General features: G+C 62.2%; 13 protein-coding genes, 4 tRNA genes and 1 pseudogene. 5 read left to right on the plus strand and 13 right to left on the minus strand.

Going from position 1 to position 21,686, the window contains the following annotated elements; genetic code table 11:
- Nucleotides 1-12: 12 nt before the first annotated feature.
- The 4 genes and pseudogenes from CORGL_RS10225 (at nucleotide 13) to CORGL_RS05610 (ending at nucleotide 4,560) form a co-directional block, all read left to right on the plus strand.
- The gene (locus CORGL_RS10225) at nucleotides 13-1,344 is read left to right on the plus strand and encodes a hypothetical protein (protein ID WP_013708947.1); all 1,332 of its coding nucleotides are present in this window, start codon (nucleotides 13-15) and stop codon (nucleotides 1,342-1,344) included.
- Nucleotides 1,332-2,234, plus strand: a pseudogene (locus CORGL_RS05600) (NAD(P)-dependent oxidoreductase); the annotation flags it as partial. The gene CORGL_RS10225 and the pseudogene CORGL_RS05600, both read left to right, overlap by 13 nt.
- Nucleotides 2,235-2,284: 50 nt before the next feature.
- Nucleotides 2,285-3,031: a sulfite exporter TauE/SafE family protein gene (locus CORGL_RS05605; RefSeq protein WP_013708949.1), complete on the plus strand. Its 747-nt coding sequence runs from the start codon at nucleotides 2,285-2,287 to the stop codon at nucleotides 3,029-3,031.
- A gap of 74 nt (nucleotides 3,032-3,105) precedes the next feature.
- Nucleotides 3,106-4,560: a glycoside-pentoside-hexuronide (GPH):cation symporter gene (locus tag CORGL_RS05610; protein ID WP_013708950.1), complete on the plus strand. Its 1,455-nt coding sequence runs from the start codon at nucleotides 3,106-3,108 to the stop codon at nucleotides 4,558-4,560.
- Between the two features lie 270 nt (nucleotides 4,561-4,830).
- Here CORGL_RS05610 and CORGL_RS05615 read toward each other — a convergent pair.
- Nucleotides 4,831-4,906 (minus strand) — tRNA-Glu (locus CORGL_RS05615).
- A 21-nt stretch (nucleotides 4,907-4,927) separates the two neighbouring features.
- Nucleotides 4,928-5,053, minus strand: a tRNA-Gln gene (locus tag CORGL_RS09820).
- 415 nt (nucleotides 5,054-5,468) lie between these two features.
- On the opposite strand from CORGL_RS09820, the gene CORGL_RS05625 reads away from it, so the two are divergent.
- On the plus strand, nucleotides 5,469-5,843 hold the full coding sequence (locus CORGL_RS05625; protein ID WP_013708951.1) for a hypothetical protein: 375 nt from the start codon (nucleotides 5,469-5,471) through the stop codon (nucleotides 5,841-5,843).
- Nucleotides 5,844-6,039: 196 nt separating this feature from the next.
- On the opposite strand, the gene CORGL_RS05630 is transcribed toward CORGL_RS05625, so the two are convergent.
- From CORGL_RS05630 to CORGL_RS05680, 11 genes are all read right to left on the minus strand, one after another.
- A tRNA-Glu gene (locus CORGL_RS05630) sits at nucleotides 6,040-6,115 on the minus strand.
- 21 nt (nucleotides 6,116-6,136) lie between these two features.
- Nucleotides 6,137-6,210 (minus strand) — tRNA-Gln (locus CORGL_RS05635).
- Between the two features lie 241 nt (nucleotides 6,211-6,451).
- The gene (locus CORGL_RS05640; protein WP_013708952.1) at nucleotides 6,452-7,918 is read right to left on the minus strand and encodes a glutamate-cysteine ligase family protein; all 1,467 of its coding nucleotides are present in this window, start codon (nucleotides 7,916-7,918) and stop codon (nucleotides 6,452-6,454) included.
- A gap of 322 nt (nucleotides 7,919-8,240) precedes the next feature.
- Nucleotides 8,241-10,340 carry a YDG domain-containing protein gene (locus CORGL_RS05645; RefSeq protein WP_041738636.1) on the minus strand — a complete coding sequence of 700 codons (2,100 nt, stop codon included), beginning with the start codon at nucleotides 10,338-10,340 and terminating at the stop codon, nucleotides 8,241-8,243.
- A gap of 382 nt (nucleotides 10,341-10,722) precedes the next feature.
- Entirely contained in the window at nucleotides 10,723-12,762 is a 2,040-nt protein-coding gene (locus CORGL_RS05650) for a YDG domain-containing protein (RefSeq protein WP_013708955.1), read from the minus strand.
- Nucleotides 12,763-12,956: 194 nt separating this feature from the next.
- Nucleotides 12,957-14,435, minus strand: coding sequence for a CCA tRNA nucleotidyltransferase (locus CORGL_RS05655; protein WP_013708956.1), 1,479 nt, complete (start codon nucleotides 14,433-14,435; stop codon nucleotides 12,957-12,959).
- Between the two features lie 17 nt (nucleotides 14,436-14,452).
- On the minus strand, nucleotides 14,453-15,802 hold the full coding sequence (locus tag CORGL_RS05660) for a C1 family peptidase (RefSeq protein ID WP_013708957.1): 1,350 nt from the start codon (nucleotides 15,800-15,802) through the stop codon (nucleotides 14,453-14,455).
- Between the two features lie 80 nt (nucleotides 15,803-15,882).
- Nucleotides 15,883-16,815, minus strand: coding sequence for a 1-phosphofructokinase family hexose kinase (locus tag CORGL_RS05665; protein ID WP_013708958.1), 933 nt, complete (start codon nucleotides 16,813-16,815; stop codon nucleotides 15,883-15,885).
- Between the two features lie 98 nt (nucleotides 16,816-16,913).
- Nucleotides 16,914-18,617: a phosphoenolpyruvate--protein phosphotransferase gene (gene ptsP, locus CORGL_RS05670; protein ID WP_013708959.1), complete on the minus strand. Its 1,704-nt coding sequence runs from the start codon at nucleotides 18,615-18,617 to the stop codon at nucleotides 16,914-16,916.
- Nucleotides 18,618-18,748: 131 nt separating this feature from the next.
- On the minus strand, nucleotides 18,749-19,012 hold the full coding sequence (locus tag CORGL_RS05675) for an HPr family phosphocarrier protein (protein ID WP_013708960.1): 264 nt from the start codon (nucleotides 19,010-19,012) through the stop codon (nucleotides 18,749-18,751).
- A 248-nt stretch (nucleotides 19,013-19,260) separates the two neighbouring features.
- Nucleotides 19,261-21,456 (minus strand): fructose-specific PTS transporter subunit EIIC, encoded by a 2,196-nt coding sequence (locus tag CORGL_RS05680; RefSeq protein WP_013708961.1) that lies wholly within the window; start codon nucleotides 21,454-21,456, stop codon nucleotides 19,261-19,263.
- Nucleotides 21,457-21,686: the final 230 nt, after the last annotated feature.

Genomic DNA, 21,686 nt, shown 5'->3' on the forward strand with positions numbered 1-21,686 from the left:
GAGGAACTCATTATGACAATACGCGCACTCTATCTGCCGGCGGCACGGCTCACATTCGATGTCGATCTGGCGCAGCGCATGTTCGAGCAGAGCAGACGGCTACTCGGAGATCTACCCGGCATTGAGCTCACTGCTCCCGATACGCTGCTGAGCGATCCTGCTGAGCTGGCGGATTTCGTCCGGGGCCACCGTTCGGCCACCGATGCGATCATCTTCCAGGCGATCACGTTTGTCGACGGTGAATTCATCGGCACGGCGATCGATCTTATCGACGCGCCGGTCATCATCTGGGGCCTGCGCGAACCGGGTATCGGCGGTCGCCTCAGACTGAACAGCCTGACCGGTGTCATGGCGGCGGCGAACACGCTGAAGTTCAACGGCCGCACCTTCCTGCACCTGATAGGCAACCCCGATCAGCAGCGCACCGAGCTCGATCTGTCCCGCAGTCTGGCCGTGCTCGGCCTGGCATGGCGATTCAAGACGACCACGGTCGGTGTGGTCGGAACCTATCCGAGCGGATTCTTCTTCTCGGATACCAATAACCAGGCGCTCCATGAGGCGTTCGGCATCTCGACCAAGAAGTACGAACTCGCGGACTGGTTCAGCGAGGCCGAGCAGGTGAGCGAGCAGGAGTGCGCGCAAGAGCTGCGCTTCGCCCGCGAGCACATCGTCGGCCTCGAGGCGAACGACGACACCGTCGGTCGTCTCGCCCGATTCACCACCGTCGCTCGACGCCATATCGAGGCTGACCATCTGAGCACGATCGCGATGCGCTGCTGGCCGGACTTCTTCGAGCGGATGCATACGGCTCCGTGCGGAATCTTCTCCCAGCTGACCGAAGAGGGCTTTCCGACGACCTGCGAGGCCGATATCCATGGCTCGCTGTCCATGTTCGCCCTGCGCGAGCTCACCGGAGGTGCACCGTATCTGGGTGACATCGTCAGCATCATCGAGGAGGAGAACGCGATCGTGATGTGGCATTGCGGATTCGCCCCGTATTCGCTCGCCGCCGACAGCGAGGGCGCCCGAGCGGGCCTGCATCCGAACCGCAAGATCGGAGTCGCCATGGACTTCGGACTGAAGCCCGGCGGCGTGACCCTGCTCCGGATCAGCTACACGCCGCAGGGCTACCGTCTGATCGCGACCTGCGGCACCGCGCTGGACAAACCGAACGCCTACACGGGGACCTCGGTCGTGGTCAAGCTGAGACCAGCCGTGACCAACTTCATCGATCAGGCGATCACCGAGGGCTACGAGCCGCACTTCGCACTCGCCTACGGAGATGTCACCGATCAGATCGAGCAGCTCGGACAGGTCCTGCATATCGAGACGACGATTCTGTAGAGGAGCGCCATATGAATATCGGATTCATCGGGCTGGGCATCATGGGTTCTGCGATGTCGGCCAATCTCATCAGGAAGTCCGGACACGAGGTCTTCGTCTTCGACTTCGATGCCGACAAGGTCGCCCAGGCGTCCTCGATCGGCGGGCGCGCCTGCGACAGCAGCCATGAGGTCGTCGAACGCGCCGACGTGGTCTTCACGAGCGTCCCCAAAGCCGAGCACGTCCGCGCCATCCATGAAAGCGTCTACGATGCGATCAGGCCGGGCCAGATCTTCATCGATATGAGCACCATCGCGCCGGCGGACTCGATCTCGCTGGCCGAGGCGCTCGGTGAGCGCGGCGCGATCTTTCTCGACGTGCCGGTAGTGAAATCCAAGCAGCAGGCGATCGATGGAACGCTCGGCATCTACGTGGGCGGACCGCGCGAAGCATACGAACAGGTGAAGCCGCTGCTTGAGATCCTGGGTCAGGATATCGTCTACATGGGCGGCAACGGCCAGGGCATCACCATGAAGATTCTGCACAACATGCTCGTCGGCGAGATCCAAAACGGCGTCAACGAGATGATGGCGCTCGCTGAGCGCTGCGGCATCGACTGGCAGCTGTTCGTGAAGGCGATCTCCATCGGCGGTGCCAGCAACTTCTATCTGCAGACCAAGGCGGAGGCGATCGGCACGCGGCAGTTCGCCACGGCCTTCTCGGTGGACAACATGAGCAAGGACACCGGGATCGCGCAGGATCTCGCTGCCGAGAAGGGACTCGACCTTCCGGGCGTCGCCTTGGTGCGCGGCATCTATCAGCAAGCGGTCGAGGAGCATCTCGGTGGCGAGGACTTCTCAGCCTCCTTCAAGATCGTCGAGGAGAACGCGTTGGCTCATCCGTCGCTCTGAGTTTCGCGTGACGGTGCGCTCATCTGGACCGAGAAGGACGGTGATTAAAAATGAGCACCTCTGTCGCGATGCTGGCCGCCCTCTTTCTCGTGGTGTTCGCATCAAACGTCATCCAGGGCATCACGGGTTTCGCCGGAACGCTCATCGCGCTGCCATTCGCGATTCTGCTCGTCGATCTGGAGACCGCCAAGCAGGTGCTCAACTTCCTCGGACTTGTCGCCAGCATCGCCATCCTGATCAAAGATCACCGATCGATCAGCTGGAGCGGCGTCAGGAAGATCCTCACGTGGATGATCACGGGGCTCATCATCGGCATCGCATCCTATGAGGTCGCGCCCCGAGCCGTCCTCATGGTCTGCCTTCCGCTGTTCGTGATCGCGATAGCCGTGCGCGGACTCATCAAGGTGATCGGGCATGAACAGCTCAGGACGCGCGGTCCCGCTCCTGCGCGGGACGCGGCCTGCCTTGTGGCTGCCGGGATCGTTCACGGCCTGTTCGTCTCAGGAGGCCCTCTGCTGGTCGCGTATGCGACCGACAGGCTGCCGGAGAAGCAGCGGTTTCGCGCGACGCTGTCAGCCTGCTGGATCGCTCTCAACTCGATCATTCTTGTCCAAGCGGCGCTCTGCGCGAAGCTCACCGCTCCGATGATGGGCTACATGGCGTTCTCACTTCTTCCCATGGCAGCCGGCGTGGCTGTCGGAGGGTCTCTGCTCAAGCGGATGGACCAGCGCACGTTCATGCTGATCTCCTATCTGCTGCTGCTGGCATCCGGTGCGAGCCTGCTGATCTCCATCTGAGCACGCTGCGCTGACATGCCGATCACATCCACCTCAGACGATGAAAACCAAAGACCGGAAAGGCGGTTCACGAGATGCAGGCAACCATTTCAATCGAGAAGGAGCGCAGCAAAGAGGAATTCCCCGCTGTGCTGTCGCTCAGGGAGAAGCTGGCCTACGGCCTGGGCGATGTGGGAAGCAACTTCTTGTTCGACACCGGCCAGCTTTTCCTGCTGAAATACTTCACCGACGTGGTCGGTTTGAACCCGATGGTCGCCGGCGGCGTCTTTCTGGTCGCAAAGATCTGGGACGCCTTCGCCGACGTCGGGGTCGGAACGTGGATCGACAACCGGCGCAGAATCGGGCCGCGCGGTCGGTTCCGTCCGTTCATGCTCTGGGCTGCGCTGCCTCTGGGGATACTCATGGTCTCAAACTTCATGATCCCGAATGTCTCGATCACCGCGCAGGAGATCTGGGCCTATGTGAGCTACATCGTGTTCGGAACCGTCTACAGCATCTCCAATGTCGCGTTCGGCTCCATGCAGCCGGCGATGACGCGCAACAGCGTCGAGCGCTCGCAGCTCTCCGCATGGCGCAACATGGGGTCGAACATGGGCAACCTGCTCACGACGGTCGGATTCATCCCCATCGTGCTGCTGCTGCCGACCCAGAGGATCGGCTATACCGTCGCAGCGGTCGTCTTCGCGATACTCGGGGTGGCCTGCCAGCTGATCTCCTATCGCAACATCAAGGAGAACTACCATGACGAGGCGCGCGACAACGCCGCTGCCGAGGTCCATAGCGTTGGTCGCAAGGAATTGCTGAAAGACGTCCTTCGGTCCTACAGATCGGTCTTTCGCAACAAGCCGCTACTGGTGCTGTGTCTGGCGAACCTGTTCACCTTCTCGGCATACAATGTTAAGCTGGCGGTTCAGTTCTACTTCGCGCAGTATGTCCTCCACGATATCACGATCGTATCTTACATGACCTTTGTCACCATGGGATTCGCCATCTTGGGCTCGGCGATGATCCCGGTGTTCAGCAGGAGGCTTGGCAAGAAGCAGACCTATATCATGGCCTGCATGATCTGGGCCATCTCAGACGGCATAGGGTATTTCCTTACGAACTCGGGATGGACGTTCGCCTTCTTCACAAGCGTATCCTACTTCGGAAACGGTCTGATCACAGGACTCAACTGGGCGCTCATCTCCGATGTCGTCGACTACGGAGAATGGAAGACTCACGTTCGCTCAGAGGGAATCGTCTACTCGTCCTACACCTATTTTCGCAAGCTGTCGCTCGCAGCAGCCGGATCGATTCCCGGTTTCATCCTGGCCTTCATCGGATACGTTCCCAACCATGAGCAGACGGCGTTCGCGCTCGAAGGCATCCGCGGTCTCGTCTTTCTCTATCCCGTCGCAGGTGCGCTGCTCACGATGGTTCTCATGTGGTTCTATCCCATCACCGAGCGGAAGTACACCGATATCATGCTCGATCTTCAGCAGCGACGCAACAAAAGCCAGCTGGACCGAGCCGATGAGAAGGCCTGAGAGAATCCTGAGAGCATGTGGAGCAGCATGCGAGGGGGGCTTTCGACTGATGGGACGCACTGCCAACCTTCATCACCATCGCTTGGATCTGGACGGCGAGCATGCTCGCACTCGTCCATGGAAGCTCGGCTATCGTATGGGGCGTGACCGTCGATATGACTCGGAGTCGTAGAAAGAAGACGCCTGTCCGATCGCCCGGGTGTCAGCTTGACCTTGGAGCTCTAAACGAAAGGATGCGGACCCGATAAACGGGTCCGCATCTGAAAGCTCTGGTAGCCCGTACCAGATTCGAACTGGTGATCTCCGCCTTGAGAGGGCGGCGCCCTAACCGCTAGACGAACGGGCCGACAATGTGTTGACAGCGCACTGGCTGGGATGGAGGGAGTCGAACCCCCATTGGCGGAACCAGAATCCGCTGTGATAGTTGCGTTTGATTCACGGTACGAACTTGCCGATCACCATGAGGACGACGCCCAATCTACCCCACATCACGTCGCACATGAAAGCAACCCCGCAGTGCCGACATCGGCTCCTGAGGATGGAAGAAGCAAGGGAGCTCAACCGCCCATGTGAAGACGATCATGAGAATCGTGATCGAGACACCCATGATCAGAAATGAGCTCTTGGCGTGATCGATATTGCGCGTCAGCGGACCGATGCGCGCAAACCCCCAAAAGCAACAGCAACATGGTGAAAGGTGCGGCAGAATACAGCGCGGAAACCCAGTTCGGACCCGTTGCATCATTCACTCCCCGCCAGCTCCAATGCATCGGCACAGCCGTCGGCAGAAAGAGGGCCGCGATAAGGTGCAGCACCACGTTCAGACAGCAGACGCCGATGAGAGCACGGTATACGACCGAGGTGCTATAATTGAGCTGCTGTCATTCCCTCCCGATGCGAGGTCCAACATGCGAAAAATCACCATCGACAACCCTTGGCTTCCTCGCGCCGTCGTGTGCGGCTTGGCCATCGCCGTCATCTTCTGCGCGCTGTTCGGACCGGGGCTGTACATGATGGCGACCGGCAGTGTGCTGTGGCTGCATCCGTATCACTATGCGCATATAGCCTCAGCCGAGCTACCCGTCTTCGCCGCGAGGGAGGGTCTGTGCATCGCCGGTCTCGCCATCGGATCCTCGATGGCTATCATCGGCGTGACAAGGATGCTCGCGGCCCCGGCACCTTGCTGGGCGAAGGTCCTCTTAGCCGCGGGCGGCGCAGTGACAGCGCTCTCTTTATGCGGCTGCCTGGGAGTCATCATCATCTTCAACGGCACGCTGCTCTGAGATCCCCGCATCCCCGCAGCTGACGTCTCCGCCGTCTCGGCGCATGCTTTGAGCGAGGGCTCTGAGCAAGATGCTGTGACGGAGCGCGCGGATCGGACGCAACAGCCCCTCCGACGGGATGCAGTGACGGGGCACCCCCCCCCCCGTAGAACGAAAAAGATGCGGACCCGATAAACGGGTCCGCATCTGAAAGCTCTGGTAGCCCGTACCAGATTTGAACTGGTGATCTCCGCCTTGAGAGGGCGGCGTCCTAACCGCTAGACGAACGGGCCGACTATGTGTGGACAGCGCACTGGCTGGGATGGAGGGAGTCGAACCCCCATTGACGGAACCAGAATCCGCTGTCCTGCCATTAGACGACATCCCAATGGGTGCCTGTCCTCGCGCACGCGCTCCCGCGCCTGCGCAGATAAGAATAATAGGTGACGCGTCCCGTTCACGCAAGCCAAAATGCGCTCTTTTTCAAGATGTGGACAAAAAGAGATCAAGCGGTCTCCCTGAACCGCAGATCCTGCTGCCAGAGGAAGAAACAGGCTGAAGCTGAGGAGCAGCTGAGAGCTGCGCGGCGGCCGCATGAGACTCCCTGGGTCCCGACCCGACCGACCGGATCACGCGAAACGGGCTGCGTCGAACCACACATCCTCGGTACCCATCAGATCCTGAAGTTCGCTTCGATCGCAATCGCGCGGCAACCTGCGAGCTCCCCACAGTCGCTCCAGCATGTGCAGGCCCTCCAGATCGAAATCGCGAGCCGCCCCGGTGTCGCATACGACCGGAACCGCCGCGTCGATCGGCGATGTGGAAGATGCATCGAGACAGCCGGCATGGCCTGCGACATTCTCTTTGGCGATGGCGAGCAGCGCATCTGCCATCTCGCCGACCGGGACCCCGTACACACTTGCGCCCCATCCCTGCTCCTCGAGGTGCACCCGCGCGACGACTGCATCGTTCTCGTCAATCTCATCGAAACCTTCGGGGAGCCGCGCCCGAAGTCGATCTACGAGTTTCGACTCGAGTTCACGATCGTAGAACAGCGCACCGGTGAAACTCGTGCAGGCGGCGGCAAGCCTGGGCGGCAAGGAATCCATCTCGCGCAACTCAACGAAGCCCTTCAAACGCACGTTCGGATAGACCGTGGAGAGCAGATGCAGAAGCTCGTTGCGACTCAGTAGCCGTTTGGACATGATGTCGCGTGTGTACAAATCGTCCGTCGAGGTCGTGACCTTCTGCTCATCGGTGAAGATCACAGGCTTCACCGATGAGACCCACAAGATATAGTCCTCGAACGACAATCCCTTGAGCGCGCCCGGGACGATGCCGCAGCGATCGACATCGACGTGGCGCCAGATGCGTGAGCGGGCCATGCCGAAAGCAGGCTGCCCGCGGAAGATCGGAGCGTTGTCGAACAGAAAGGCGAACATCGGTCCGAGAAGCGTGGCCATGCGATATATCCGCTCGGCGTCGCACTCGCTCTCGTAGTCAAGTGACACCTGTGTCGAGGCGGTGCAGCGCATCATATCCTGTGCGAATCGACCCCGACCAGACAGATAGGCATCCATGAAGGTGTAGCGCTTCTTCGGAATGAGTTCGAGATCGAGCGGGCTTCTCACCGAAGGGTTGCAGCCGAGAGCCACCAGATGCGCATCTATCCCCAGCGTCGCGAGAGCCCGTCGGACCTCCTCATCGAATCTGAGGACCGTCTCATAGAGAGCGCGGACCGAATGCGCCGGACCAGTTGAGATCTCCATCTGGGCCGAGGGCTCGAGCGAGACGGTCACGTCGACCGTCTCGCTCGAGGTCTCGACCGGGTATGCGAGGCCGAGCAGACTGCCGTCGATGAAGTCGAGCTGCTGCTCGGGCCGGGTACGCGCCATCTCATGCAGCAGAGCGCTGATTCCGCGCTCACCGGAGAAGGGAACGGGCGAGCCGTCGGCATAAAGCAGGATGCGCTCGAGTTCGAATCCGATCTTCTTGCCCGCCGGTCGCTTGTCGCCGATGATGAGCGTGGAGATCAGCGCATCGAGATTCTCGCGGAACGCGCCGGTAAACGAGGGGATGCGGTAAGGACGCGACATCACGTACCTCTCTCTGGATGTTAACCATAGTTTTCTTTATTTATAATACCCACTGCGCGCCGCCGCGATGACGAGAGCCCCGCTTCCCCCGCGTTATCATAGGAAAACGGCACAGAGCAGCTCAGAGCGACCATCGGGCGCGCAAGCTCTAACATCGACGCTGTTTTTGAGGCCCAGCATATCCTGTATGCGCAAGAAGCGAGACCCCATGCATGGAGCCTCGCTTCCAGCCCTATTTCATGATGACAGCATCAAAGTCATTGGATCCACCAGACCGACGGGTTTGTCTGGGGACATTTTTCAAATCGAGCAGGGCGCGATGTCACCGTGACCGGCGCGACCTTACGCGCGACAGGGCGATCAAGCCGACGCCGACCGCGAGCAGGACAGCCGAGACGCTCCCCGCGACCCAGTACGCATCTCCGGTCGAGGGCATCTTGGCCTTGCCGCGTGCGACTCCGCCATTTGATTTTGCAGCGGATCGACCGCTGGAGCCGGATCCGGCATGAACGTTGACGCCGTTTTGGCCCGCTTGACCCTGCGTGCCGTCGCGGCCATCCCGACCGGCTTGACCCTGCGTGCCGTCGCGGCCATCGCGACCGGCTTGGCCCTGCGTGCCGTCGCTCCCATCGCGACCGTCCTTGCCGCTCTTGCCGTCTCGGCCGTCCTTGCCGTCGCGGCCGTCATGGCCGTCATGGCCGTCGCCGAGGATGCCGGCTGTCGCGTTCGCGCTGGCGTGCCCCTCGGACAGGACGTAGTTTCTGGACCGCGGGCCGTCCTGCCTGAGACTGACGGTGACGACGACGCTCTTGTCCTGGCCGGGCTCGGCGTCGGCGAAGGAGCCGGTCGCCTCGTAGTCCTCGCCGGGCCAGAGATGCTCGCCGCCGACGAGGCCTGTGAACTCGACGCCGGAGACCGAGGCGTCGGTCTTGCCGTCGTAGGCCTTGGGCGCCGCGCTCGCCGAGGCGACCTCGAGCGGCCTGCGATCGATGGTGAGCTTCAGACTCACCGGTCCTTGCGGGATGAGGGCGAGCTTGCCGGTGCCGTCCGCGAAGGGCCGCTCGGTGACCTCGACCTCGTAGGCGCCGGCGTCTTCGGGCAGCCCGTCGGTCCAGGGGCCGCCCGCGCCTTGCGGCCGGTAGCGGAACGTCGCGTGATCGGTGAGCTCAGCGGGGTCGACCGCGACGTCGGCCCTGGCGCCGAGCGCGATCGCGTCGGCTCCGAGCGCGACGGCGTCGTAGACGGCCGGAACGTCCTGCGCCGCCGTGAGCGTGTAGGGGTCGTTCTTGAGCACGCGCACCGGGTAGTCGGCCTTCGAGTCGGGCTCCTCGTTGGCGATCGCGATGTAGCCGAGATCGGGCGCCGTGTTGTAGACAGCGCCCCGGTCGCCGTCGTCGCCGGGGGTCCCGCTCAGCGTTCCGGCACCGAAGAAGCCGCCGGTGATCGAGAGCTTTCCGCCGGCGTCGCGGATCGGCGTTGTGGGTAGCCGGTCTGAGGCGGCCGTTATGTAGCCGCCGGTGATGGAGACATCGCCGGGTGTGTAGACCCCCCCGTAAAACGACGAGTAAAACCCAATCGCGGCCCCTGCGAAGCTACCGCCCGCCGTGGCGCTCACCGTGCCGCCCTCGATGACGATGTCGCCATATTGTCCACTGGCATAATAGCCTCCGTTGCCGATGGCGCTAATGTTGTAGGGCGTGCCGCCCATGCCGTATACGGAGTCGGTCGTGGCGGTCACATCGCCGCCGCTGATCCGTATGCCGCCAAAGTAACCCAGACTGCTGCCGATCGCGGCCCCGGCGCCTTGCGCCCGCGCGTTGATCGTACCCCCCTCGATCACGATGAAGCCGCCGTAGTTGGCGCCGATGCCCGCCCCGTTCTGTTGGTGATATGAGCTGTTATCGGTGCTCTCGACGTCGAGCTCGCCGGTGCCCCCGATCGTGAGGGTCCCCTTGTTTCCAACGGAGATCGCGTCGCTCTGCGTGGTGCGCAACCTGTTCACGGAGCCGGGGGCGAGCGTCAGCCTCGTGCTCCCGCTCTTGGCGGACCCAAGGACTCCTATCGCCAAGATGTTGTAGCTGGACCTAGAAGCGCTGGTGTCGGTGAAATCCGCGTTCACGCCGTCGAGCGTCACATTCGCGTCGACGCCGTCCGCGACGGCGATCCGATCGCTCGCCGTCTGCTCCACGCCGTCGGCCATCGAGATCGTGACCTCGGTGCCCGTCAGGATGGTGAGGAGGTGCCTACTCGCATCATAGGTCCAATCGACGCCCTGCGCGCCGCCATCGACGCTGTAGTCGCCCGCCGTCACGGGTTCGGCGAGCGCTGCGCGCCCAGGCGCGAAAACGAGCGCCGCCAAGACAAGCGCGAACATGAGCAGCGCTCGACGTGGGGCCTTTCTTCGCATGAGTCGTTCTTTCATGTCGTTCCCCTTTCCGTGGGAGATGTCTGTCGCAAGGGTCTTGTTTCTCTACCCGAAATCGAGCCAACGTCCGAGAGGTTCACAGCATCCATATCTTAGCTGTCGCGAATCCCGAAAGCATACATGTCTGTCCGTCGCGGCTCGTATCCGCGCGACTGCGAGCGCATCGCAGCGAAAGACACCGTCTGAGGGGCCTTTCGGTTGCACATGCCTTGTCGTCACGCAATGTACACAGCAAAAGGTGCAGCGCAAAGAAAGACCCCCGATAGCGGGGGTCTCATCAATATCGATTGCTGTGACATGAACGCATGGGATCCGTCAAGCCCTCAGCGCCGTCGTGTCTCGTACGCGACATTTCGAGCCGACGATAGTCGATCCGTTCTCACTTGCATCGAAGAGCCTTCCCGCGTGAGAGCACGATGAAGCAGGAACCGGCGACGAGCAGAGCGGTAGACGCTCCACCGGCGATCCAGGCGGCGTCGCCGGTGGAAGGCATCTTGGAGCCACGTACCTTTGCATCGCCCTTCCTGGCGACCGCATCTCCTCGCGCGCCGCTCGCGGAGGTACCGTTCTTGCCGTTTTCGCCTTTCTGGCCGATGGTGCCCGCGCCGTTCTTGCCGTCGCGCCCATCTCGACCATCATGGCCGTTGCCGTCGCGGCCGTCGCGGCCGTCCTTGCCGTCGCGGCCGTCATGGCCGTCATGGCCGTCGCCGAGGATGCCGGCCGTCGCGTTCGCGCTGGCGTGCCCCTCGGACAGGATGTAGTTTCTGGACCGCGGGCCGTCCTGCCTGAGGCTGACGGTGACGACGACGTTCTTGTCCTGGCCGGGCTCGGCGTCGGCGAAGGAGCCGGTCGCCTCGTAGTCCTCGCCGGGCCAGAGATGCTCGCCGCCGACGAGGCCTGTGAACTCGACGCCGGAGACCGAGGCGTCGGTCTTGCCGTCGTAGGCCTTGGGCGCCGCGCTCGCCGAGGCGACCTCGAGCGGCCTGCGATCGATGGTGACCTCCGCGATCGCCGCTCCCCGCGGGATCAGGGCGAGCTTGCCGGTGCCGTCCGCGAAGGGCCGCTCGGTGACCTCGACCTCGTAGGCGCCGGCGTCTTCGGGCAGCCCGTCGGTCCAGGGGCCGCCCGTGCCCTGCGACCGGTGGCGGAACGTCGCGTGATCGGTGAGCTCGGCGGGGTCGACCGCGACGTCGGCCCTGGCGCCGAGCGCGATCGCTTCGGGGTCGAGCGCCCCAGCGTCGTAGACGGCCGGGCCGTCCTGCGCGGCGGACAGGTCGTACGGATCGTTCTTGAGCACGCGCACCGGATAGGCGGCCTTCGAGTCGGGCTCCTCGTCGGCGATCACGGTGTATCCCGGATCGGGCTCCGCGCCGTAGACCGCGCCCCGATCGCCGTCGTCGCCGGGGGTCACGCTCAGCGTTCCGGCACCGAAGAAGCCGCCGGTGATCGAGAGCTTCCCGCCGGCGTCGAGGATCGGCGTGGCGGGCAACCCGTTTGAGGCGGCCGTTATGTAGCCGCCGGTGATGGAGACATCGCCGGGTGTGAAGCTCCCCCCGTAATACGCCGGGTAGTACCCGATCGCAGCGCCAGACTGGGAACCACCTGCCTTGGCGCTCACCGTGCCGCCCTCGATGACGATGTCGCCATATTGTGGATTTGAACCGGCAAAATAGCCTCCGTTGCCGATGGCGCTGGCGTTGTAGGAATTGCCGCTTGTGTAGAAATCGGAGTCGGTCGTGGCGGTCACATCGCCGCCGCTGATCCGTATGCCGCCGAGGTAACCCTGACTCGAGCCGATTGCGGCCCCGGCGCCTTGCGCCCGCGCGTTGATCGTACCCCCCTCGATCACGATGAAGCCGCCGTAGTTGGCGCCGATGCCCGAACCGTTCGGATAGTGATATGAACTGTAATCGGTGCTCTCGACATCGAGCTCCCCGGTGCCCCCGATCGTGAGGGTCCCCTTGTTTCCAACGGAGATCGCGTCGGACATCGTGGTGCGCAATCTGTTCACGGAGCCGGCGGCCAGCGTCAGCCTCGTGCCCCCGCTCGTGGGTGACGCTGGGCTTCCGATCGTCAAGATGTTGTAGCTGGACTTAGAAGCGTTGATGTCGGTGAAATCCGCGTTCACGCCGTCGAGCGTCACATTCGCGTCGACGCCGTCCGCGACGGCGATCCGATCGCTCGCCGTCTGCTCCACGCCGTCGGCCATCGAGATCGTGACCTCGGTGCCCGTCAGGATGGTGAGGAGGTGCTGATTCGCATCGTAGGACCAGTCGCCGCCATCGACGCTGTAGTCGCCCGCCGTCACGGGTTCGGCGAGCGCTGCGCGCCCAGGCGCGAAAACGAGCGCCGCCAAGACAAGCGCGAACATGAGCAGCGCTCGACGTGGGGCCTTTCTTCGCATGAGTCGTTCTTTCATACTGTTCCGCCTCTCCAATGAAAGGTCGCTTGAGATGTATGCTTCACGACGTTATCTACCCCCCTAAAGCGGGTGGCGCATGGCAGACCACGCAAATCTATATGCTAAACGCAATTCAATGAAACCGGCAATGCCGTTAGGGCTCCTCCAAACAGGCACGTGATGCAAGGGAGGGCCACGTGAAGCTCGACGGACTATTCCGAAGATCGTCTTCGATCATCCAGATCAAGATAGTCAAGCAGAGCCATGGGATCGTTATCCACCTTGCCGGCGATCGTCGCGGCAAGTGCCTCACGCAGCAGAGTGCCGATAGGCGGTCCCGGCTCGACACCCACGCGAATCAGATCGCCGCCGTTGATCGAAAGCGTCGCGAGGCTGTAGGCTTCACGGTGCGCAAGCAGTTCGTGCACCATCTCGCGCATCCGCTCGATTTCATCGACATAGCAAAAGCATGACGGCGCCTTGCCGAGCGTGTCCGCGCGCTTGAGATCAAACAGCTCATCCATAATATGAGCTGTGTCAGCTCCGGGCCGGGACATGAGGGCCATGGCACCCAGCAGATCAGAGCGATCCGGCCGCATGGGTCGATCATGATACCGAATGAGCAGACATGCGTCTCGCACGACGTCTCGCGGCCGTGCGAGACGTCCCATGATGCGACCTGCGAGGTCGGCTCCCAACTCGGGATGACCGAAAAAATGCCCCTGCCCATCTCTATCAAGTGTGAAGGTCTCCGGTTTCGCGATGTCGTGCAGCAGCGCCGCCCACATGAGAGCGGGATCGAGCGCGGAAAGCGCCCCGCCGTCGGTATCGGATGCGAGGGCGAGCTCGGAGGCGACCGTGAGCACGCGAGCCGTATGATCGTATACGTCGAAGTCATGATAGCGACTGCGCTGATCGAAGCCGCGCAGTCGCGCGAGCTCGGGAATCGCGACGCACATGAGTGCGGGATGATGCGCCAAGGCATCTCCCCCGCGTCCGCTCGCCAGAATCCGATCGAGCTCGGAACCCACGCGCTGAGCGCTGATCGCCTTGAGAAGCGGGGCGCAGGCGCGGATCGCCTCGTCGGTCTCAAAATCCATCTTGAAATCAAGCGAGCAGGCGAAGCGCACCGCGCGAAGCATCCTCAGCGCATCCTCCTCGAAGCGCTCACGGGCGATGCCCACGGCGCGAATGACGCGCCGAGCGAGATCTCCCCGCCCGTCGAACAGATCGATGAGCCCGCGCTCGGGATGCCAAGCCATTGCGTTGACAGTCAGGTCGCGCCGCGCAAGATCGTCCTCGATGGAGCCGGCGCGCTCGATGCGCACGGGATGCCGACCGTCAACGTAGTCGCCATCGATGCGGTAACTCGTGACCTCGACGCGGTCATGTGCGATCACCGCCGTGATGCCTCCGAAGCTCACGCCGGTCTCGAGAACCTCGATGCCGGCCGCGCGCAGCGCCGCCGCGTTTGACTGCCATGATCCCGAGCAGCAGATATCTATATCATGGCTCTCGGAGCCGAGCAGCGCATCGCGTACCCAGCCACCGACGAACCATGCCTTGAGGTCTGTCTCCTCAAGCGCGCGCAGAACAGTACTTGCCGCATCTGAGGGGGCGACCCCATTGAGCGTGGAGGCCGCCCCGGCTGTGTGAGTGGTACCGCGGGTCTCGCCTTCGGACACGGACATTGCGCTTCTCTTCCGCGCTAATCGGCGAGCGCACCCATGGGATCCCAGGGGGCGAGCTCGATCGGATCGCAATCGTAGGCGGCGATCTCCTCATCGCTCAGATAGCGCCTGTCGACGACGACTTGGTAGACATACTCGTCGAACCATGCTGTGGAGGCGATGTCGTAGCCCTTCTTCCCCCGGTCATCCCCCCAGCTGTTTTCGATGCGCCAGCGCGTGGGTTCGCCCTCGGAATCAAGATTAACACCTTGTATCGTCATGGCATGGGTCATGAGCGACTCACCGTAATCAAGCCGGCCCGCCTTGTCCAAGCCCTCTTCGATCGGGAGGCGAAACAGCGAATCGACATCAAGGGCGCCTGGGTCGAGCACGCCCTCCTTGCGCAAGAAACCCTGGTCGACATCGGAGCCGAACCAGACAGGCAGCCCATCGCGCAGCTGAGCAACCGCGACCCGTTTGAGCACCTCGATCGGCAGATTCACATAGCGGACGCTTCCATCTTCGATAACATTGCCAAGATACTTCACCGTATAGGAGCGCATATACGGCTTGTCATCGGTCGGTGCATTGATCAAGGAGATGTAGGCGTCGAGATCCATGTCGACGAATTCGGCGAAGAACTCCTTTGGCGTGTAGGTCCCACTCGCCTTGAGTTCGTTGCGCTCGTCGCGAATGCGCACATCGAAGGTTTTCGGAGGCTCACCGAGGGTGATGACGAGAATCCGATAGACCCCGTCCATGAGTTCTTTTTTGAGCTCGGTGAGCGCCTCGGTGCCGGAACCGCTTGCGGCGGCATCGCGAATGCGCTTGGCCCCGTGACGCAGATACCGCGTCAGATACTTGCGAAGATCTCCGGTGTCACCTGAGAGCGCCGTTTCAGGCATGGCCTCTTTGGGCACTACACCGTATTTCTTGACGAGTGCGCGAAACATGTCCCACTGCCCGCCGTCGCCGATGGGATCGGCAAGCAGATATGAGACCTCGCGCGAGGTGAGCTGAGCGTCAACGGTCGCGATGATGTTCTCGAAAAACCAGTTCGATCGCTCGAACTTGTCCCAGAACAGCGGGTAGGTCTCGCTCAGTTCGAACGTCTTGAGACCGAGCTTTCTCATGACCCTGAACCTCATCGTGTTCAGACTCGCAAACATCCAGCAGCGACCGGAATGTCGCTGATTGGTGATATCGCCTTGCTCGAGTTGGATATCGAACGTCGTGGTCGCGCGGGCCAGCGCAGCGGGATCGGCGGCCACCGCGCGCACGCCCGAACCCGTCACCGCGTTGCGGGCGATCGCGTTGCACCGGCAGTCGTCGAAGTTCCGTTGCGCTCGCTCGATGTCGGCAGGCGTGATGGTGTGAACTGAATCCATGGCATCTCCAAACGTATCAAAAAAGGACAATCATGTTGAACGATCCGGTCGGCTCGCCGCCGGATCGAATATCTGAGAACTCAGAGACGATCGAGTTTTCTGACCTTGATGCGCTTGCTGTACTCGTCGACCCGCGCGAAATCACCGAGGCCGACACTCTCGGCGACATTGGCACCCGTCGCAAGCGCGAGCTTCATCGCGCACTCGACATTGTCGCGCTCCTCGTACCACTTGGTGAGAAACGCCGCCAACGTGCAATCGCCAGCGCAGACCGATGAGACGAGCTTGATGTTGAAATCGCGCTGCGCGAACCAGATGTCCTCACCATTCGAGAAGTAGGCGCTGCCCTTGCTGCCCATCGTCAGCAGCACGTTTTGAATGCCGATGCCGTGCAGATGAGCCATAGCGCGCCGCACGTCCTCATCGTCGCGCACGGGAAGATCGAAGATCTCGTGCAGCTCATGGTGATTCGGTTTGATGAGCAGCGGGCGCTTCTCAGCCAGCTCCTCGAGTTTTTTGCTCGACAGATCGAGCACCACGTCAGCCCCGCGGACCTGTGCGTGCTCCATGACCTGATCCAGAAAGTCCTCCGTGCTGCGAGGGGGCAGCGAGCCGGACACGACGAGACAGTCGAGGTTGCCGGCTGTATCGATGACCTTGTAGAGCTCCTGCTGGTACTCGGGTGTGAGCGGAGCTCCGGGATTCAATACGCCGTACTCGCTCTCGCCGTCATTGATATAGACGTTGATGCGGGTGATGCCGTCTGTCCACACCGGTCGACACAGGCACCCCATGTTCATGGTCTCCTCGACGATGAACTTGCCCGTGAAACCGGCGAAGAAGCCCAGTGCCACCGATTCGGTTCCGAATTTCTTCAGGGCGAACGAGACATCGAGTCCCTTGCCGTTGGGAGTGTAGCTCGCTGAGCCGGATCGGATGTTCTCATTGGGTATGAGCCCGTTGCACGACACCGTCATATCGACCGCCGGGTTCGCTGTGAGCGTGTAAAACATAATGGCAGCGCCTTTCATCATCTATGCCGCGGCGCGTGAGACCATGCGCCCCCGCAGTGCGCGGCTTTGCGTTTTCTGAGCATGTACCCGATCCGCGATCAGCGCGCGGCCTCGGTTAAAATCGCCTTGACCTCTTCAATCGTAGAGCATGCCAGAGCGCGCTCTGCGAGCTCATCCGCCTCTTTCTTCGTCCACAGCGAAATCGTCTTGCGCGCGCGCAGCACGCTCGGCGCCGACATGGAGAACTCTTCGAGTCCGAAGGAGATCAGCAGCGGCTCGAGGAGCGGATCGGCAGCGGCCTCGCCGCACATGCCGACCATGATGCCGGCGCGCACACCGCACTCGATGATGTTTTTGATGGAGCGCAAGACGCTCGGATAATACACGCTATATAGATATCCGACGCGGTCGTTGCCTCGATCGGCGCACATGGTGTAGCCGATGAGGTCGTTCGTGCCGATTGAGAAGAAGTCGGCTTCGCAAGCGAGCCTGTCGGCGATCAGCGAGGCGGAAGGGGTCTCCATCATGACGCCGACCTTGATGTCCTCATTGAACTCGATGTTCTTGTCGCGCAGCTCGGCTTTGCACTCCTCAACGAGCGCTTTGACGGCGCGCACCTCCTCGACGGCTGTCACCAGCGGGATCATGATCATGATCTTGCCGAAGGCGCTCGCGCGCAGAAGCGCGCGCAGCTGAACCTTGTACTGGTCGGGGTTACCCAGACAGTAGCGCACGGCGCGATAGCCCATGAAGGGATTGTCCTCCTTCTTCATGTGCAGATAGGCTATCTCCTTGTCGCCGCCCACGTCGAGCGTGCGGATGATCACCGATGCGCCCTTCGCGGTGACCGCCGCCTTCTTGTACGCCTCGAACTGCTCGTCCTCTGAGGGAAGCTGCTTGGCATCCATGAACAGGAACTCCGTGCGGAACAGCCCGATGGCCTCGGCATCGTGCTCCATTGCGGCGACGGCGTCGTCGGGGTTGCCGATGTTGGCTCCGATGATCTTCTCGATCCCGTCGGCGGTCTTTGTGGGTTGGCCGCGGAAGCGCTCGAGCTCGGCCTTCTCCGCTGCGAACTCCTCGGCCTTCTTCGTGTACTCGGCGAGCGTCTTCTCATCGGGGTCCAAGATGACCACACCGCATGTCCCGTCTACGATCGCGGTCGTGCCCCGACGCATCGCGGCGCAGCAGTTCACCACCGACAGGACCGCGGGAATCTCGAGTGCGCGAGCAATGATCGCGGAGTGAGATGTGCGTCCGCCCGTCTCGGTCACGATCCCGACGACGTTATCCTTGTCTATGGTCGCCGTCATGGACGGTGTCAGATCGTGCACGGCGACGACCGAGCCGGCGGGCAGCGTCGAGAGATCGACGATCTCCTTGCCGAGCAACTGGGCCAAGATGCCCGTGCGGATATCTGCGACATCTGTCGCACGCAGGCGGAACATCTCGTCATCCATGGAGAGAAACATGTTCTCGAACATGGTGGTCGCCTCGGTGAGCGCCTGCTCGGCCATCACGCCGGAGTCGATCAGGCGGTTGATCTCATCGAGCAGGCCGGGGTCGTTGGCCATGGCGATATGGCCCTGCATGATCTCAGCCTCTTGCTCGCCGATGGTCCGACACAGGTGATCGGCCTGCTTCTCCGTCTTCTTGATGAAGGCTTCCAGCGCGCGCCCGTAGCGCGCGCGCTCGGCAGCAGTGTCCTCCACCGTGGTTGGCGTGAACGAAAGATCGGGTTCGACCGCGACGACGACCTTGCCGATTCCGATGCCCTCGGATGCGTTTACTCCCTCGTACATACCAAGTCCTCTCTCCTGCCGGATCTCCATGATACCGTTACGACGAAAAACGCAGACGCCCAGCGGTAGCAGGCGCCTGCGTATGCTCCTATGAACCTATGCGTTCAAATCGGAAAGTCGCCAAGACGAAGCTACTCACCCAGACCGCTCTTGATGAGATCCACGGCAGCTGCGAGCGCCTCGGTCTCATCGGTGCCGTCGCAGCGGATCTCGACCTCGGTGCCACAGGGAATGCCAGCGGCCATAAGAGCCATCGGGCTCTTTCCGTTGACCTCCTTCTCGGGTGTGACCACGGTGACGTCACATGCGAACTTACCCATGCTGGAGGCGAACAGACCCGCCGGACGCATGTGAAGACCCTGGGGATTGACGAGGGTGACCTTCTCAGAAACCATATTGACTCCTTCTCAGACATGTTCCGCAAGCTGATGCGGTAAAACGAGGTAAACAACGTACCTAGTTTAGCGCATGGACGCCTTGAGAAGGCGAAGAAAGCGCAATTGGGATGCGATCCTCGTCTCCGTCATCTGATCGCGCCCTGACGACCGGATACCACCGCGCGCGGAACCATCCCATGGCCGCCATCGAAGCCGAGCACACCGGACTCCCGCTCCATCAGATGAAAACTATACCCAGCGGGCACCTAAGACAACCGCTCGTTCACGATCTGCGCGATCGCCTCGCGGCTCCTCGCCTTCCTGAGATCCTGCCGCAGATCCTCATCCATCAGGGCCTCCGCGACGCGCGACAGAAGCCTGAGATGGGTCGACCCGGCTTCGGAATCCGGAATGAGCAATGCGATGGCGATATTGATGGGCTTATCATCCATCGTGTCCCAGCCATCGATGCCAGAAGGGTCCTTCACGATCATGACAGCCGCATCGCGCACCGTCGCAGCCTTGGCGTGAGGAATGGCGAAACCGTCCATCATACCGGTTGATCCCTCTGCCTCGCGTTCCAGAAACGCAGCAGCGAGCGCCGAGGCGTCATCGGCGTGGCCGCGGGAGACGGCCTCCCGGGAGAGAAAGTCGATCACCTCGTCACGCGTCGAGAAATCAACATCCACGAAGATGTCTTCCGGACAGACGAAACCCTTGCTCGCCTCCGATCCGCCCTGCGTGACCGATCCGGTCCCGAAGCCGCGCTGCATCTTGCCATCGTCGGAAGGCGCGCCCTGGGGATCGCCAGCCTGAGGGCCTGCTGCGGACGGGTCACCTGATGAAGCGACAGCTCGGGCGTCCACCGCCGAGGTCTGGGCCCCGGCATCGGACTCCTTGCAAGCGAGCGATCCCGCGGGGCTGACGGTCGCGCTCCTCGGCGCGACTCCCCCGTTGATCATGTCCCCGTGCTCCCGCCTGAGGTGATCCGCGCGCTTGAAACCGACGAAGAGCAGCCCTCCGACGACGGTGCCCGCAAGAATGGAAGCGACCCACAGCTGCCAGCCCTCGACGACCGGGATCACCAGAAAGCCGCCGTGCGGTGCGGGGTCGTGAACGTTGAACATGATCGTCAAAATCGAGGCGATAGAGGAACCGATCATCATGATAGGCATGACCGGCCAGATGTTCTTCGTCATGAACGGGATCGCTCCCTCGGTGATATGCGTCGAGCCCAAGATGAGGTTGACGACGCCGGCATCGTGATCCTCTCGGGAGAACCAACGCCTGCCTACGATGACCGCAAACGCCGTGATGAGCGGCGGCACGATGCAGGCCGCTGAGACGGCGGCCATGAAGTTCGTGCCGAAGTCGTAAGCCCGGGTGCCAACACCCGCTTCCAAGGCGCTGCCGAGCAGAAACGTCCCGGTCGCGTAGGCGGCCTTGTTCACAGGGCCGCCCATGTCGAATGCGCACATGCATCCGATGGCGAGACCGAGCACGATCGGTCCGGAGGACCTGAGACTCTGCAAGAAGCTCATCATCGAGGTGTTGATCCACGCCATGGGAACCGAGATGGCCAGCATGACGATTCCGACGATCAGCGTCGAGAACAAGGGGTAGAGAAAGATCGCCTTGAGCCCTCCCAGACTCTGCGGCAGCCTTCGCAGCAGGTGCTCGAGCGCAACGATCACATAACCGGCGAGAAAGCCTCCGACGATGCCCCCGAGAAAGCCGAACCCGACCCCGGTGCCGCCGGCGTCGATCAGGCCGGTCGTCGCGTTGACGGGCAGCCCCTGGATCGCGATCATGCCGGCGACGAAGCCCGGCACGAGAGCGGGGCGGTCGCCGATGGACTCGGCGATGTACGCCGACAGCACGGGCACCATGAGATTCATGGCGATGCCGCCGATCGTCTTGAGCATCGCTGCGAACGCGCTGTAATCGGCTGCCGTGGAATCATAGGAGGTGATGCCCCACAGAAACGACATCGCGGTGAGCACGCCCCCGGCGACGACGAACACGAGCATGTGGCTGACGCCATTCATGAGATGACGGTAGAGCTGGTGGACGATGGTCTCATGTTCCCTGGATGCGCGAGGCGCCCCTTCAGCTGCCGCACGGTCCGCCTGCGCTCGGGTGCCCTCGGCGGCGAGGGCACGGTCGATGAGCACGCCGGCCGCTTCGGCGGACAGCGCCTTCGATACGCTGACCGACACCTGTGGCCTGCCGGCGAAGCGATCGGCGTCCACGTCCTTGTCCGCGGCGATGACGACTGCCCGGGCGCCGGCGATCTCGGCGGCTGTGAGCTCGTCCTCGACGCCGACCTGTCCGTGCGTCTCCACCTTGATGCTCAGCCCGCGCGCCTCGGCAGCCCGCTCGAGCGCCTCTTTGGCCATATACGTGTGTGCGATGCCGGTCGGGCAGCCGGTGGCGGCAACGATATCGAATGTGTCGGACATGTGTTCTCCCTGGTTCCCGGCGCCAAAGGGCGCGCAGCCTTTTTGCCGCATGCATGCCGCCCGAATCGAATGCGGACCCGGCATGCAGGATATGGTGTATTTGTGATGAGTCTACCACAGCGCCGGTGCGCTGAAGCCGACTCAAAAGAATCGGTCGATGAAAGAGCGCGTGGGTCCTCTCACTGAGTTCGCGAAGCCACCGTCGGTGATGCAGCATGTGGCTTCACGAA

The sequence above is a fragment of the Coriobacterium glomerans PW2 genome, assembly GCF_000195315.1.
Taxonomy (GTDB): domain Bacteria; phylum Actinomycetota; class Coriobacteriia; order Coriobacteriales; family Coriobacteriaceae; genus Coriobacterium; species Coriobacterium glomerans.